The organism is Rhodococcus sp. AZ1, assembly GCF_054979605.1.
On the sequence record NZ_JBUEQF010000001.1, the window covers coordinates 419199 to 434734 of the forward strand.

Consider the following 15536-nt stretch of genomic DNA (forward strand, 5'->3'; position numbering starts at 1 on the left):
GTGAGCCTGCGACGAACGACCTCCGCACTGTCCGCCCTTGCTGTCCTGCTCGTCGCGGGCTGCTCCAGTACCACCACCACGGAGAGCGGTACACCCACCACGACCGGCTCCTCTGCCGCACAGCCCATCGCGTCGTACGCGCTGCCGGCGTCCGCGATGTTCCCCGAGGGGATCACCAACGAGGGCGACACCTTCTACGTCACCGCCACCGCGGACGGCTCCGTCTACAAGGGCAGCACCGGTTCGCCGGAGTTGACGCAGTTCGCGCCGGGCGGACAGGACGGGCGTACCACCGCGATCGGCCTGGACGTCGCCAAGAACCGGCTGGTGGTGGCGGGCGGGGCAACCGGCAACGTATGGATCTTCGACACCGGGACCGGGGCGCTGACGGGCCGGTTCAGCAACAACCTCGGCACCGACGCGACATTCCTCAACGATGTGGCGATCGCCGCGAACGGCGACGCCTACGTCACCGATTCCCGCAGCCCCACCCTGTGGCGGATCCCTGCGGACCAGGTCTCGGGCACTTCGTCCGGCATCACGCCACTGACCCCGTTCGTCGACTTCACGGGCTCGCCGCTGGTGTACGGCACAGGGTTCAACGCTAACGGCATCGTCACCACCGCCGACGGTTCGGCCGTGCTGGTGGTGCAGTCGAGCACCGGTCTGCTCTATCGCGTCGACACCGCGAGCAAGGCCGTGACACCGGTCGATCTCGGGGGACTGACGGTGGTCAACGGCGACGGGATGCAGCGCGACGGCAACACCCTGTACGTGGTGCGCAACCGGGATTCGGTGATCGTGCGGATCACCCTCGCGGCGAACGGAACGTCCGGCACCGCCGCGGGTGAGATCCGTGACCCGTCCCTGCTCTACCCCACCACGACGACGTCGATCGGCGACCGACTCCTGGTGGTCAACAGCCAGTTCGACAAGCGAGGCGGGGGCGCTCCGGTCACCCCGTTCACCGTGAGTTCGATCAGCGCGCGCTGACCCTCAGGCCCCGAGCAGGCCTGCGATGTCCTCGGCCCCGATCGCACCCGCGAAACCGCCGCCGGCATCCATCACGGTGCGGAACAGATCGGCCTTGCGCTCCTTGAGGGCCACCACCTTCTCCTCGATGGTGCCGCTGGCAACGTAGCGGTTGATGAACACCGTTCGGGTCTGCCCGATGCGGTGGGCGCGGTCGACGGCCTGGGCCTCGGTGGCCGGGTTCCACCACGGGTCGAGCACGAAACAGTAGTCGGCCTCGGTCAGCGTGAGCCCCACCCCGCCGGCCTTGAGGCTGATCAGGAACACCGGCGCCGAACCGTCCCGGAAGCGTTGCACCACAGCACCTCTGCCGCGGGTACTGCCGTCGAGGTATTCGTGGGCGATGCCGGCGGCGCCCAGCGCCTGACGCACCCGCGCCAGGTATCCGGTGAACTGACTGAACACCAGTGCGCGGTGTCCACCGCCGATCACGTCGCGGAGCTGGTCGACCAGCTCGTCGGTCTTGGCGCTCGGCAGGTGTGCGTACCGATCGTCGAGCAGGGCCGGATCGAGCGCCAGGCGTCGCAGCAGCGTCAACGACGACAGGATGCTCACCCGGTTGCGGTCGAGATCGTCGAGCAGCCCGAGAACCTTGGTGCGCTCACGCGTGAACGTCACGTCGTAGAGTCGGCGATGTTCGTCGTAGAGGTCGATCTCGACGGTCACCTCCTGCTTGTCGGGCAGGTCCGGTGCCACGAGCTCCTTCGTGCGACGCAACACCAGCGGGCGGATGCGTCTGCGCAGCCGGGCCAGAGCCTCGGCGTCGCCGTCCCGTTCGATGGGCCGCCGGTAGTTCTCGACGAACGCCGACGGTGACGGGAACAGGCCGGGCGAGGTGATCGACAGCAGCGCCCACAGCTCCATCACGTTGTTCTCCATCGGGGTGCCGGTGATCGCGAGCTTGAACGGGGCCTCGAGCATCCGCGCACTCCGATACGACTTCCCCTGATGGTTCTTCACGTACTGCGCCTCGTCGAGAATCAGTCCGCCCCAGACGGTCTGGTCGAAATCGTCGAAGTCGAGCCGGAAGATCGTGTACGAGGTCACCACGATGTCGGCGCCCCACGCGAGGTCGATCGCGGCCGCACCGCGTCGCGCGCGGGTCTCCGCGAGGGTCACCACGGAAAGCTCCGGTGTGAAGACGGCAGCTTCGCGGGCCCAGTTGTGCACCACCGATGTCGGAGCAACGATCAGGAACGGCGCTGTGCGCGTTGCCTCCTCGCGCACTCTCGCGATCAGCGCCAGCGTCTGGACGGTCTTGCCCAGCCCCATGTCGTCGGCGAGGATCCCGCCGAGCCCGTGCCGATGAACGAACGAGAGCCACGCCAACCCCTCCTTCTGATACGGACGAAGGGTCGCGGTCAGGGCGGCCGGGGTGGTCACCGCAGCGGGGCGCCCGGAGTGCAGTGCCCCACTCACCTGTTCCTGCCACGCCGCCGCCTGAGAGGTGACCACCCCGAGGGAGGTGAGGTCGTTCCACAAGCTGGACTGGAAGCGACTGATACGCAACGACGTCGACGGCTCGACCATCAACGTTCGCGCTTCCGCGACCAGCGACCGCAGGTGGGTCATCTGCTCAGTTCTGAGGTCGAAGTAGCGGCCGTCGTCGAGCACCAGGTGCTGCTCGCCCGCGGTCAGGGCCGCGAGCACGCGTGCAATGGGTACTGCTGTGCCGGCGACCATCACGTCGATAGCGAGGTCGAACCAGTCGGTGCTTCCCGCGATACCCTCGGTGCGCAGCGCGATCGACACCTCGGCGCTCACATCGGCGAAGGTGGGTGGGGCTCCGGTCACCGTAACCGACACCCCTGCAATCGATTCCATCGCCGGAACCGCATCGGTGAGAATGCGGGCCGCGGCCACGGACGTCCTCTCGAACGCGTGCAGTGTTCCGCTCAGCGACGGCACATCCAGGATGGTCGCCACCTCGCTCAACAGGGCGTACTCCGCCGAGCGGTTCCGACGGGCATCGCGTGCGCCGGGTTCCTCGCACGTGAAGTAGAGCGGAACGGCGTCGTCGCCGCGATGTCGGCGCCCATCACGCTGTCCGCCGTAGCACCACTGAGCCGACACCTGTACCCGTGGCCCCGGGTGGTAGTCGACGGCCACCGCCAGGATCGGGCCCACCGGGACCACCTCGTCGGGGTGGCGTGCGGGTGGCACCGGGGTCAGCACACGTGCGGAGAACGCGGCACGGTTCTCTCGCGCCACCGTCAGCGGCGCTCCCGAACCCAGCGCGGCCACCAACGCCGGCGGCACGGGCCGATCCAGCCGCGCGAGCGCGAACCCACCCTTTCCGATCTTCTGGTCCGCACCGCGATCCCAGAACACCAGTCCGGCGGCATCGCTGCCGATCACGGCGAACTCGCCGGGCGCGAGCGTACGTCCACCGACCCGGGCGCGCCCGCGTACCGACAGGTCGCCCACCTGCCCGGTCTCGACATCGACCTCGAACTCCGCGTGATGCACCGGGCCCAGCGATCCCACCGAGCGATCCTGGTGCACCAACTCGAGGCCGACGTGATCGGCCGACGACAGCAGATCCCACACCGCGGCGCCGGGAAGATCGCCCAGATCGAGTGTGATGATCCGCTCGCGGTGGTAACTGCTGCGACCGGACGTGGACTGCACAAGGTGCAACGAATAGATCTCCTCGAGCACCGCGAGCTGATCGAGCAGCGCTCCGTCCGCGGCGTAGGGCATGCGGTCCCACGAGATGCCGGTGGTCACGAATGCTCCCGCGACGTTCCGGCGAACCGGCCGCGCGAGCAGTCGGACGCTCTCGCCCGTCGCGTCGACCCTGTCGCGTCGAACGCCGAGCGAGAGCTGCAGACCAAGCGGCGCCGGTTCGGAGTGCGCCGGGTCGGGGGCCGCCGATTCGTCGGACAGTGGCTCGGACCCGGTCGTCCAGTGCGAGGGTGCGGCGGGGTTGGAGGCGTTCGACCGGATCGCGTGCAGCAGTACCGCCACCGCATGCTTGCAGTCACGGCCCACCGAACACGTGCAGATCGTGGGGTTCACGACGGCTCCATCGGTGATGGCGGTCACGGTGACCAGGGCGTCGTACGCCTTCACGGTGACCACCGTGTCGTAGGCCTCGGCTCGGCCGCCGCGCACCGTCCCGCGCAGCCGCGCTCCCGACGACTCGACCTGCAGCGTGCGCACCCGCCCGGCTCGGGCGTACGCATCCCCGCGAGCGTAGGTGTCCGGGCCGAATCGCTCGCGCAGGCCTTCGGCGGTCAGGGCGCGCAGAGTCGGTGAGAGGTCGGCCATTGCGGACAACCCTAGCCACGGCGACTGCTCGTTGCCGTGGGCGTCGTGGAGGACCCTGGAATCGTCGCGAGTAGAACCGTGGTTCCTCGCTCCCGCAGCGGCGATAGTCGCGCCAGGGTCCATCGAATTCGCACGATGGCACAGCACAGGAGAACGCCATGACCGCGTCCACACCCACCAGCAAGATTCGTGCCTCCGTGGTTCCCTTCGTCGTCACCGCCACCGGCAGCGGCGTCGCACAGTCACTCGCCGCCGAGGGTGATGCCGGGCACCGCTTCGATACCGATGCCTACCCGGCATTCGGCGGTCGCGATGCGGCACCGAGCCCACTGTTCTACGCGCTGGGCTCCTTGACCTCGTGCAACCAGGTGACGGCCGCGCTCGTGGCGAAGGACCTCGGAATCACGCTCGGGAACTTCGAGTTCCGCGTTCAGGGCGATCTGTACACCGCTGTCCTCGTCACCGGCGCCGAGGGCAATGCGAACTTCGAGAAGGTGGCCGTGACTGCTCGTGTGGCCACCGACGCCGACGCCGAGACGTTCGAGACCTTCGTCTCCGAGGTCACCCGCCGGTGCCCGGTGAGCCAGCTGTTCCTGCGCAGTGGAGTCGAGTTCGTCAACGAGTGGACTCGCACCCCGCTCGACTGACCCGGGGCATCGGGGCATCGCTGTCGGTAGCACCCGCTAGCGTTCGGGGAACAGCCGAGCGAGAGGGGGATATCGATGTTCTACGTGCACCGCGCGGAGCGGTCGAGCACCCTTGCCGATGCCCTCGCCGATGTTCTGGCGCACCCGTTGGACGATCCCTTCCAGGCCGAGGTCGTGGCCGTGCCCGCCAAGGGGGTCGAGCGGTGGTTGAACCAGCGGCTCGCCTCGACGCTCGACGCCGGGATCAGCGCCAACATCGACTTCCCGTCCCCGGTTCGGCTGGTCGATACGGTGTCCGCCGTGACCGGCGGTTTCGCCTCCGACGGCGATCCGTGGGCACCCGAGCGGTTGCTCTGGCACGTCCTCGCTGTCATCGACTCCCACATCGATGAGCCGTGGTGTGCGGCGCTCGCCGCGCACCTGGGCCATCCTCATGGCGACCATCGCGGGGGACGACGGTGGGCGACGGCATCGCACCTGACATCGCTGTTGCGCACGTACACGGCCGAGCGGCCGGACATGCTGGTCGGGTGGGTGGCGGGCGATCCCGCGAGCACCCCCGACAACGATCTCGCCTGGCAGGCGGAGCTGTTCCGCAGGGTGCGCCACCGCATCGGTGTCGCCAGCGCCGCCGAGCGGCTCGCGGACACGTGCCGCGCCCTGCGCGAGGAGCCCGATGCGGTGGACCTGCCCCGGCGACTGTCGTTGTTCGGGCCCACGCGTCTGACCACCGACCAGCTGCGCGTGTTCGACGCACTCGCCGAGCACCGCGACGTGCACCTGTGGCTCCCGCACCCGAGCGAGCGCATGTGGTCGCTGTTCGCCGAACGGCCTGCGCCGTCCACGCGTGCCGCCGACGACTCCGTCCTGGGCCTGAGCAACCCGCTGCTGATCGGTCTGGGTCGGGACGTGCGCGAGATGCAGCAGCGACTGTCCTCGGTGACCACCGTCGGCGAACATCACGACCGTCCGCCCGCGCAACCGAACACCGCGTCGCCCACCATCCTCGAACTCGTCCAGGACGACATTCGACACGATCGAGGGCCCGTCCGCCGCACCGTGTCTGCGGGCGACGACAGCGTCGCGGCCCACTCCTGCCACGGGCCCACACGGCAGGTCGAGGTGCTGCGGGAGGTTCTGCTGCACCTGTTCCAGGACGATCCGACGCTCGAGCCGCGCGATGTCGTGGTGATGTGCCCGGATGTGGAGACCTTCGCCCCGCTGGTGCGGGCCACGTTCGGGCAGGGCAGTGGCTCGGGTGCGGCCCTGCACCCCGGGCACCGGCTGCGGGTACGGCTGGCCGATCGGGGCCTGCGGCGGACCAACCCATTGCTCGCCACCCTGGCGACGCTGCTCGAACTCGCTGTGGGCAGGGTGGGGGCGAGCGAGGTGCTCGACCTCGCAGCGGCAGAGCCGGTGCGCGCCCGATTCGGTTTCGGGGACGAGGACCTCGAGCGGCTCCGTGACTGGACCGTGGCCCTGGGTGCGCGGTGGGGGATCGGTCCTGCGCAGCGCGCCGCGTTCGGTCTGGGCGGGTTCGAGCAGAACACCTTTCGCACGGCCATGGATCGGCTGCTGCTCGGCGTGGCCGCTGACGAGAGTCGGCACCAGTGGTTGGACAGGGCACTGCCGCTCGACGATGTCGACGGCAACGACATAGACCTCGCCGGCCGCTTCGCCGAGCTCGTCGACCGTCTCGACGTCGTGCTGCGCCGACTCTCCGGGACCCGCCCGGCGCACGTGTGGCGTGAGAACCTGCTCACTGCGCTCGACCTGCTCACTGCGCTCGCACCCGATCTGGCGTGGCAGCGCGTGCAGGCCGCCACCGAGATAGCCGAGGCAACCGAACACGCCGGTGAGGTAGAGCTTGCTCTCGCCGATGTGCGCGCGATGCTCGGTGCTCGCGTCGAGGGCCGTCCCACGCGCGCGAACTTCCGCACGGGCGAACTCACCGTGTGCACGATGGTGCCGATGCGCTCGGTGCCACATCGCGTGGTGGTGCTGCTCGGACTCGACGACGAGGTGTTCCCTCGCACCACCGTCGTCGACGGCGACGATGTACTGGCGCGAGAACCTCGACCGGGCGAGCGTGATCGGCGCAGCGAAGACCGCCAACTGCTCCTGGACGCGGTGATGGCCGCGCAGGAGAAGCTGATCCTCTTCTACACCGGCGCAGACCCGATCAGTGGCGCACCTCGCCCACCCGCGGTACCCGTGGCCGAGCTGCTCGACGTGGTGGAGCGCACCTGCGGGCGTTCGGCGGTGCATCGACATCCGCTGCAGCCGTTCGATCCTCGCAACTTCGCGGTCGACGGGACCCACGCGGGGATCGGTGGACACGCGCCGTTCGGCTTCGACGCCGCGGCCTTCGCCGGCGCGGTGGCCGCGGCAGGCCCGCAGGTGGAGCGGCCACCGGTGATTCCTGCGCCGCTGCCTCCTGCACAGCGCGACGACGTGGACCTCGCGGACCTGGTGGCCTTCGTCCAGAATCCGGCCGCGGCGTTCCTGCGTCAGCGACTGGGGGTGCGCGTTCCCGAGGCCGACGAGGTCGAGTCCGATCGGCTCGACGTGTCGCTGGAGCCACTGGTTCGCTGGTCCATCGGCGACCGCATGCTCACCGCTCTGCTGGCGGGCACCGAGCTGACCGACTTCGTCGGTGCGGAGCGGCGTCGGGGGACCCTGCCACCGTTCATGCTCGGCCGCCATGAACTCGACCGCATTGCCGACGCCGTGCGGCCCATCGCCGAGGCTGCGCGCGAGCTACACGACCGCCCCTCCCGTGCGGTCGACGTGGCCGTCGACATCGGCGATGGACGGCTGCTCACCGGCACGGTCACCGGCGTGCACGGAGGTGTGCTCGCCCGCACCCGGTACTCGCGCGTGGGTGCCAAGCACCGTCTGGAGGCGTGGGTGCTCCTGCTCGCGCTCGCCGCGGCCGGTGACCCTGCAGATGCCTCCGCGCACAGGTTCACGGCCGTCGTCACCGGGAAGGGCGAGCGCGGGCAGCCCGTGACGCGGTCGATCCTGAACGCACCGGCTGATCCCGCTGCGCTCCTGCGTGAGCTGGTGGATCTCCGCGATCGTGGTCTCGTCGAGCCGCTCCCGCTCCCGCTCGATGCCTCCGCCGAGTACGCCACGGCCCTCGCCCGCGGGGCCGTGGAGGAAGGTGCACTGAACCGGGCGCGGGCCACCTTCGAGAAGGGATTCGGCGACCGCAGCCTCGATTACCTGCACGGGCCGAACCCGACGTTCGACACCTTCATCGCCGCCGCCCCACTCGGTGACGAGGCCGTTGCCGGAACGAGTTGCTGCCGCTTCGCCGCGCTCTCGCGCACACTGTGGCAGCCGCTGCTCGCCGCGGAGACGGTGGAACGGCCATGACCACCGACGTCGCGCAGTTCGATCCGAGCGCACCGCTGCCCACCAGCACCCTGGTGCTCGAGGCCAGCGCCGGAACGGGCAAGACCTACACCATCGTGGGTCTGGCAACACGCTTCCTCGCAGAAGGTCGCACCACTGTCGCCGGCCTGTTGTTGGTCACCTTCGGTCGCGGTGCCACTCGGGAGTTGCGCGAGCGAATGCGTGCCCGCCTTGCCGATGTGACTGCGGCGCTGCGTGATCCGGTGTCGGCTCGGAAGTCGCCCGATCCTGTCGTGGTGCACCTGGCCACCGGTGAGGCCGAGCAGATTCGCCGTCGACTGTCCCGTCTCGAGATCGCGGTCTCGGACTTCGATGCCGGCACCATCGCCACCACGCACAGCTTCTGCCAACGAATGCTGGTCGGTCTCGGGGTGGCGGGCGACCTGGATCCGGCGGCGCGGATGGTCGAGGATGTGTCCGACCTGGTCCACGAGGTGACCGATGATCTGTACCTGCAGCGGTACGCCGGGTGCGAGAGCACGCCGAGCCTCGAGATCGACCACGCCCGAGCCATCGCGCGCGACGCCGTCGGCGATCGACAGGCCGACCTCGTGCCGGACGAGGAGGACACCCTCGCCGGTGAGCGCACGCGGTTCGCCGCGGCGGTGCGTGCGGAGGTCGAACGGCGCAAGCGGTTGATCGGCACGCGAGACTACGACGACCTGCTCGTCCTGCTGCACCGAGTGCTCGCGGACCCGGTGCGTGGCGAGGCAGCCTGCGCGCGCATCCGGGATCGGTTCCCGGTGGTACTCGTCGACGAGTTCCAGGACACCGATCCGCTGCAGTGGGACATTCTGCGTCGAGTGTTCCATCAACGGTCCACTCTCGTGCTGGTCGGTGACCCGAAGCAGGCCATCTACGCCTTCCGCGGTGCCGAGGTGCTCGCGTACCTCGACGCGGTGTCCGTGGCCGACGATCAGCGCGTGCTCGGGACCAATCACCGCACGGACGCACCACTCCTCGATGCGCTCGACACTCTGTACGGCGGTGCCGCGTTGGGTGACGAGCGCATCGTGGCGCACCCTGTGCGGGCGCACCACCAGTCCTCGCGCATTCCCGGTCACGCCGCCCTGCGCGTGCGCCACCTACCCCGAACGTCCATGGGACCGCTGAACCGTTCGGGATTCCCGACGGCTCCGGCGGTACGGCCCGTGGTCGCCGAGGATGTGGCCGACCAGATCGTGCAGTACCTGTCGAGTTCGGTCGAGGTGAGAGTCGGCGGAACCACCCGGCCCTTGGAACCCGCCGACATCGCCGTCCTCGTGCGCACCAGGAACCAGCGTGACCTCGTCCGCGCGGCACTCGAGCGAGTCGGTGTTCCCGCGGTACTGACCAGCGGCGCAAGTGTGTTCGCCACTCCGTCGGCGGGCGATTGGCTGCATGTCCTGCGTGGGATCGAGCAGCCACATCGCGCCGATCGCGTGCGCCTTGCCGCTCTGACACCTCTGATCGGCGTCACCGCTGCCGAGTTGGACCGGCGCGGTGACGCCGTGGTGGTCGAGGTGGCCGGTCGGTTGCGGGACTACGCCGCCCTGTTCGCCACCGCCGGGTTCGCCGCGCTGTTCGAGCGCCTGGGTCGGGAATGGCAACTCGAGAGCCGGCTTCTGTCGCTCCAGGGTGGTGAACGGCAGCTGACCGACCTTCGCCACATCGCACAGTTGCTCAATGCTGCTGCGGTGGAGGGACTGCCGGGCTCGTCGACACTCACACGGTGGCTCTCCGATCGCATCGCCGAACCGACGGAGCAGACGGGCGATCGCAGTCGCCGCCTCGACAGTGACGGCGCCGCAGTGCAGGTGGCCACAATTCACGTGAGCAAAGGACTCGAGTTCCCGATCGTCTTCGTGCCGTACGGCTGGGATCCGTTCGGGTCCAGCGACCCCGCCACTCTGTCACTGCACGAGAACGGCCGCCGGATCCTCGATGTCGGAGGGACCTCCGGGAGGGGATTCGCCGCGCGCAAGAAGATTCACGAATCCGAGCAGCGCGGCGAGGAACTGCGACTGCTGTACGTCGCCCTCACCCGCGCCCAGTGCCAGGTGGTGCTGTGGTGGGCACCGACGGCGTGGGCCGACCGCTCACCGCTGCACCGACTGCTGTTCGGCCGCACACCCGGTGACCCCGAGCCGGCCCCGTCGGTGCCCGTCCCACCCGATGCGGTGGTCGGCGATCGACTGGCTGCGCGACTCGGGCGGGCGGTCTCGTCCTCGATCGAACCCGTCGACACCCGGCATCGTCCCACCGCGCGCTGGGCACCGGCCGATCCCGACCTCGGAGCCCTTCGGGCCGCGACGTTCGATCGAGTTCTGGACCTGCAGTGGCGGCGCACGTCCTACACCGCACTCACCGCATCCGCCCACGAGGCTCCTGGTGTGGGCGGTGAAGCCGAGGCTCCCGGTGTGGGCAGTGAAGCCGAGGCTCCCGGGATCACCGACGAACCTCCGGTGCCCGACGCGGCAGCACCCGACGCGGCAGTACCGGATACCTCTGCCCCGGATTCGATCGCGTCGCCGATGAACGGGCTGCCGGCCGGTGCGGCGTTCGGAACCCTGGTGCATCGGATCCTCGAGTTCGTCGACACCTCCGCGGACGACCTGCACGCCGAACTCGACGAGCGCGTCGCCGAGGCCCTGGCCGACGGCGGCGTCGACGCCGACCCGGCGGTGCTGGCATCCGCTCTGGTGGCCGTGATGACCACCCCCCTTCGCCACCGCGCCGATCCCACGCTCACCCTCGCCGCCGTTGCTCCGCAGGATCGGCTCTCCGAGTTGGACTTCGAGTTGCCCCTCGCCGGTGGTGAGACTCCGGTGGTGCAGGAGGTGACGTTGGCCGGCATCGTGGACCTGCTGCGACGCCATGTCCCGGCCGAGGACATCCTCGGCGGCTATGCCGACGAGCTCGCCTCGATCGACCCGGCGCCCCTGCGCGGGTTTCTCACGGGCAGTATCGATTCGGTGCTGCGCATCCGCGGCCGCGGAACCGCCGAGTCCACCCGGTTCGTGGTGGTCGACTACAAGACCAACCGTATCGTGCGCGGGGAGTCGAGCACGGCCGACTTCACCCGTGAGTCGATGGCGCACGAGATGGTCCGATCGCACTATCCGCTGCAGGCGTTGCTGTATTGCGTTGCGCTGCATCGGTATCTGTCGCTGCGCCTGCCCGGCTACCGTCCCGAGGCCCACCTCGGCGGAGTGCAGTACCACTTCGTGCGCGGCATGGTCGGTCCGGCAACCCCGCCGGGGTGCGGGGTGTTCGACTGGGCGCCACCGGTCGCCCTCGTCACCGATCTCTCGACCTTCCTCGCCGGAGGTGCGGTGTGACCACGGCTTCAATTGCCCAGCGCGGGCGTGGCATCGTCCGCCGATTCAACGAGGCCGGGGTGCTCTCGGCCGCCGATGTTCACGTAGCGCTCCGCCTCGGGGCGTTGGCCGCCGAGCCGAACGAGATCGTCCATCTGGCCACGGCACTGACCGTTCGCGCCGTGCGATCCGGTTCGGTGTGCCTGGACCTGAACAGATTCCGCGACATCGCCGCCGAGGACACGGGGGACACCGGGGTCGCCGACGCCCCGGCTGCACCCGAGGCCTCCGACACCCCTGGCGCGCTCGACGAGTTGCCATGGCCGGACACCGCCGATGTGCTCGCCGCGCTGCGAGTCAGTCCGCTCGTGGTGGGCTCCGACAGGGGCCCGCTCAGGCCGCTGGTGCTGGTCGACACCGCGGAAGGTCCGCTTCTCTACCTCGACCGCTACCACCTGCAGGAGAACACCGTTCGCACCGTTCTCGACCAGCGAGCCGCCACGCGCCCGGTCGTCGACGCCGACATGCTGCGCGCGCAACTGGCCGAGCGGTTCCCGGGCGCGGCACCGGATCGCCAGCGGGTCGCCGCGGCCCTGGCTGCCACATCGTGGACCTCGGTCATCGCGGGCGGGCCGGGTACCGGCAAGACGCACACCGTCGCTCGGATTCTTGCGATCCTCGAAGCGCTGGAGCCGAATCGGCCCCTACGGCTGGGCCTGGCCGCACCCACCGGCAAGGCTGCCGCACGGCTGCAGGAGTCGGTGGCGGCGCAGGCTTCGAGTCTTCGGCTGACCGCGCGGATCGAAGCGATGACCCTGCATCGCCTGCTCGGGTGGCAACCCGGCGGGAGGTACCGCTACAACCGCGGCAACCGCCTCCCGTACGACGTGGTGGTGGTGGACGAGACGTCGATGGTCTCGCTCACCTTGATGAGCCGCGTGATCGAGTCGGTGCGACCCGACACCAGGCTGCTGCTGGTCGGCGATCCCGATCAGCTCACCTCCGTCGACGCCGGAGCGGTTCTCGCCGACCTCGTTGCGCGGAACGTGCCCACAGCTCCCAACCCGGTGCTGACCGCCGTCGTCGCGCCCGATCTCGAGGCGGGCGACACCGACGTCGAGAACGGTTTCGACGTCGGTGAGCGGGACAGTGTGCAGGCCGGGGTCGTTCGGCTCAGCCGAGGCCGACGGTTCGTCGCCGGGATCGTCGAGTTGGCTGCCGCGGTGCGCGACGGTGACGCCGACGCGGTGATGGAGCTGCTGCACGGGGGCTCGTCGGCGATCACGTTCTGCGCTCTCGATGACCTCGAGGGTCTACGCGCCGACATCGTCGACACCGATCGCAGGGTCACCGCCGCAGCTCGCGCCGGTGACGCGGAGGAAGCCCTGGAGGCGCTCGGTGCGCACCGACTGCTCTGCGCGCACCGCGACGGACGGTACGGGGTGCAGCGATGGAAGGACACTGCTCTGAGCTGGGTGTCCGCCGCACACGGTCGCCGACTCGATCCGTCGGTGCCGTATGCCGGTCAGCCGCTGCTCGTCACGGCCAACGATCACGACTCACGGATCTACAACGGTGACGCCGGTGTGATCGTCACCGGCCCCGACGGCGAGCCGATGGCCGCCTTCGATCGCGCCGGCGAGCCCGTGCTGATCTCGCCGAGCAGGCTGCCGGCCGTGCAGACCGTGTACGCGATGACCATTCATCGCAGTCAGGGCAGCGAGTACGACGCCGTGTCGGTGCTGCTTCCTGCGCAGGCCTCCGCGCTGTTGACGCGAGAGTTGCTCTACACCGCCATCACCCGCGCCCGCAGCCGGGTGCGCATCGTCGGCACGGAGGAGTCGGTGCGCGCCGGCGTCGGCCGCCAGGTCATGCGCGCGAGCGGCCTTCAGCGTGTGCCGCTGCCGCCCGAACCGGGTCGGGGGTCGTCGTAGGTCGCATGTTGCGGTCGTGCGATACGCTGTAGCTCCGGCAACCGAGCTTCGGGTTCGATTACCGACATCAAACGGACAAATGTCACGGAAATAGTGTTTCCCGGGAGCGTGAATGGTGGCGTCGACAGACCGGGAGCGCCTCCCGCGCTCGTCGGCCGGATCGGTCGGGCGGCCTGTCGACTCGTCTCCAGCGCAGTGGGGTCTGCGCGCGCGAATCAACTCGCTTCTCCCCGGGTCTGCGCATCTGGCACCCGGCCCGCGCGAGATGGCCGGTCGCCGTGACGTGGCGACCATTGCGCGCGCACTACCGCTGACGCAGACCATCGTCGTTGCGAACCCGTACGGTTCGGCCGGTAGAACTCCCACGACGGTTCTGCTGTCGAGTCTGATGGGTAAGCACCGCGGTGGCGACGTGGTCGCCTGGGATCTATCCGACGACGACGGCAACCTCGGTCGTCGCGCCGCCAACAACATCGCTGCCGGCGACACCGTGTGGCGGCTCCTGGCCGATTCCGGCGGATCACGCATCGAACTTGACGCAGACCCCAGCGGGCTCTCCCGCTACCTGTGTCGGCAACCCACCGGCGACGAGATGCTGACCCTCGATCGGTCGACACGATCGCTGGATTCCATCACCGTCGACGAGCTCGAGGCGATCGATCGGCTCCTGGCCGAGCATCGCCAGATCATCATCATCGACACCGGTTGCGACGATCGGTCGGTCTCCTGGCGGTGGGCAACCCATCGTGCCGATCAGCTCGTGATCCCCATGCCCTACACCCGCGAGGCGGCGGCCGCAGTGACGGGGATGCTGGCCACTCTCACCGAGCGCGGTCTGGCCGGGCTCGTCGAACGGGCCGTGGTGATCGCGTCGCAGCCACGCGACGGAGCTGCGCCCGAGGTGGTCGAGGAGGCGCGTTATCGCGTGACCTCGGCGGGGGTCCGAGAGATCGTCGAGGTGCCGTACGACCCGATCGTCGCGTCTTGGGAGCGTCTGGACCACCTCATTCTGGCCACCCAGACCGTGCGCGCCTGGACGCACGCGGCGGCCGTCGTCGTCGACACCCTTGCCGGTGGGGCTGGATCGCGCTCCCCGCGCATCTGGCAGCCGCTCGCACTCTCGGCCACCACCGTCTCCTCCAGCGGTGCGACCATCTCGGCGGACAGCGACGCCGAGTTCGCCAAGACCACTGCGGCCCTGCGCAACCTGGTCTCGCAGAGGGCGTTGACCGCAGCGCCCGAGGTGACCCCCACTTCCGAATCCGTGCCCGAGGCGACTGCAGCGCCCGAGCCCGACCCTGCCTCCGTCCCCGACCCTGCCTCCGTCCCCGACCCTGCCCCCGAACTCGAATCTGCACGGCAGTCTTCGCCGGAGCGCCCCGGGCAGGCGGCGATCGGCGCCGTCGGCCGCATCCCTCGGATCGCGTTGGCTCTGGTCGTCGTGGCGTTCGCCGGGTTGCTCGTCTGGCGTTTCGCGGGCGACTTCACACCTCGACCGAATCCGGTGTCCCAGCAGGTGCAGAACCCCGCTGTCGATCCCGAGCGCGCGAGTGGACCCGCGATCATCGAGGCGTACGACAATCGCTACTACCGCGATCGCAACGCCGCCGCCGCCGTCGCGCTGTGGGATTTCGGCCCTTCCACGCCGGAACAGTCGCAGCAGAGAATCGATTCACTCCAGTCGACGATCGACGCTGTCGATCCCGCCATGCGTCATCGGCTGACCATCACACCCACCTCGAACCCGGACGTCTTCGACGTGGTGCTCACCCTCACCACACCGGACGGGGTCGACTATCCCTTCAACCAGCGGTTCACGGTCAGCCGATCGGGCGAAAGCTTCTCCATCGTCGACAAGATCGACTGCACCGAGTCCTGCCCGGCCATCTGATCTCGCCCGCCACTCGATACCCCTGACCTGCACTGCCGAA

The 15536-nt window shown here is 69.3% G+C and carries 7 protein-coding genes; 6 read left to right on the top strand and 1 reads right to left on the bottom strand.

Annotation, left to right across the window (positions count from 1 at the left end):
• The gene (locus tag ACY48E_RS01965; protein ID WP_462870372.1) at positions 1-993 is read left to right on the top strand and encodes an SMP-30/gluconolactonase/LRE family protein; all 993 of its coding nucleotides are present in this window, start codon (positions 1-3) and stop codon (positions 991-993) included.
• Positions 994-996: 3 nt separating this feature from the next.
• Here ACY48E_RS01965 and ACY48E_RS01970 read toward each other — a convergent pair whose 3' ends face one another.
• Positions 997-4305, bottom strand: a complete 3309-nt coding sequence (locus tag ACY48E_RS01970) for a DEAD/DEAH box helicase (protein WP_462870373.1) — start codon at positions 4303-4305, stop codon at positions 997-999.
• 158 nt (positions 4306-4463) lie between these two features.
• Between ACY48E_RS01970 and ACY48E_RS01975 the strand changes: the two genes are divergently transcribed.
• From ACY48E_RS01975 to ACY48E_RS01995, 5 genes are all read left to right on the top strand, one after another.
• Positions 4464-4952 carry an OsmC family protein gene (locus ACY48E_RS01975; protein WP_462870374.1) on the top strand — a complete coding sequence of 163 codons (489 nt, stop codon included), beginning with the start codon at positions 4464-4466 and terminating at the stop codon, positions 4950-4952.
• Between the two features lie 75 nt (positions 4953-5027).
• Positions 5028-8333: an exodeoxyribonuclease V subunit gamma gene (recC, locus tag ACY48E_RS01980; protein ID WP_462870375.1), complete on the top strand. Its 3306-nt coding sequence runs from the start codon at positions 5028-5030 to the stop codon at positions 8331-8333.
• On the top strand, positions 8330-11692 hold the full coding sequence (locus ACY48E_RS01985; RefSeq protein ID WP_462870376.1) for a UvrD-helicase domain-containing protein: 3363 nt from the start codon (positions 8330-8332) through the stop codon (positions 11690-11692). Before recC ends, ACY48E_RS01985 begins: the two co-directional genes overlap by 4 nt.
• The gene (gene recD, locus ACY48E_RS01990; RefSeq protein WP_462870377.1) at positions 11689-13605 is read left to right on the top strand and encodes an exodeoxyribonuclease V subunit alpha; all 1917 of its coding nucleotides are present in this window, start codon (positions 11689-11691) and stop codon (positions 13603-13605) included. Before ACY48E_RS01985 ends, recD begins: the two co-directional genes overlap by 4 nt.
• Before the next feature lie 112 nt (positions 13606-13717).
• Positions 13718-15496, top strand: a complete 1779-nt coding sequence (locus ACY48E_RS01995) for a MinD/ParA family ATP-binding protein (RefSeq protein ID WP_462870378.1) — start codon at positions 13718-13720, stop codon at positions 15494-15496.
• Positions 15497-15536 lie beyond the last annotated feature (40 nt).

Bases quoted from the DNA above. Each gene is read 5' to 3' on its own strand.
- ACY48E_RS01975 (WP_462870374.1), top strand. From the start codon at position 4,464: ATGACCGCGTCCACACCCACCAGCAAGATTCGTGCCTCCGTGGTTCCC.
- ACY48E_RS01995 (WP_462870378.1), top strand. From the start codon at position 13,718: ATGGTGGCGTCGACAGACCGGGAGCGCCTCCCGCGCTCGTCGGCCGGA.
- recC (WP_462870375.1), top strand. From the start codon at position 5,028: ATGTTCTACGTGCACCGCGCGGAGCGGTCGAGCACCCTTGCCGATGCC.
- ACY48E_RS01985 (WP_462870376.1), top strand. From the start codon at position 8,330: ATGACCACCGACGTCGCGCAGTTCGATCCGAGCGCACCGCTGCCCACC.
- ACY48E_RS01970 (WP_462870373.1), bottom strand. From the start codon at position 4,305: ATGGCCGACCTCTCACCGACTCTGCGCGCCCTGACCGCCGAAGGCCTG.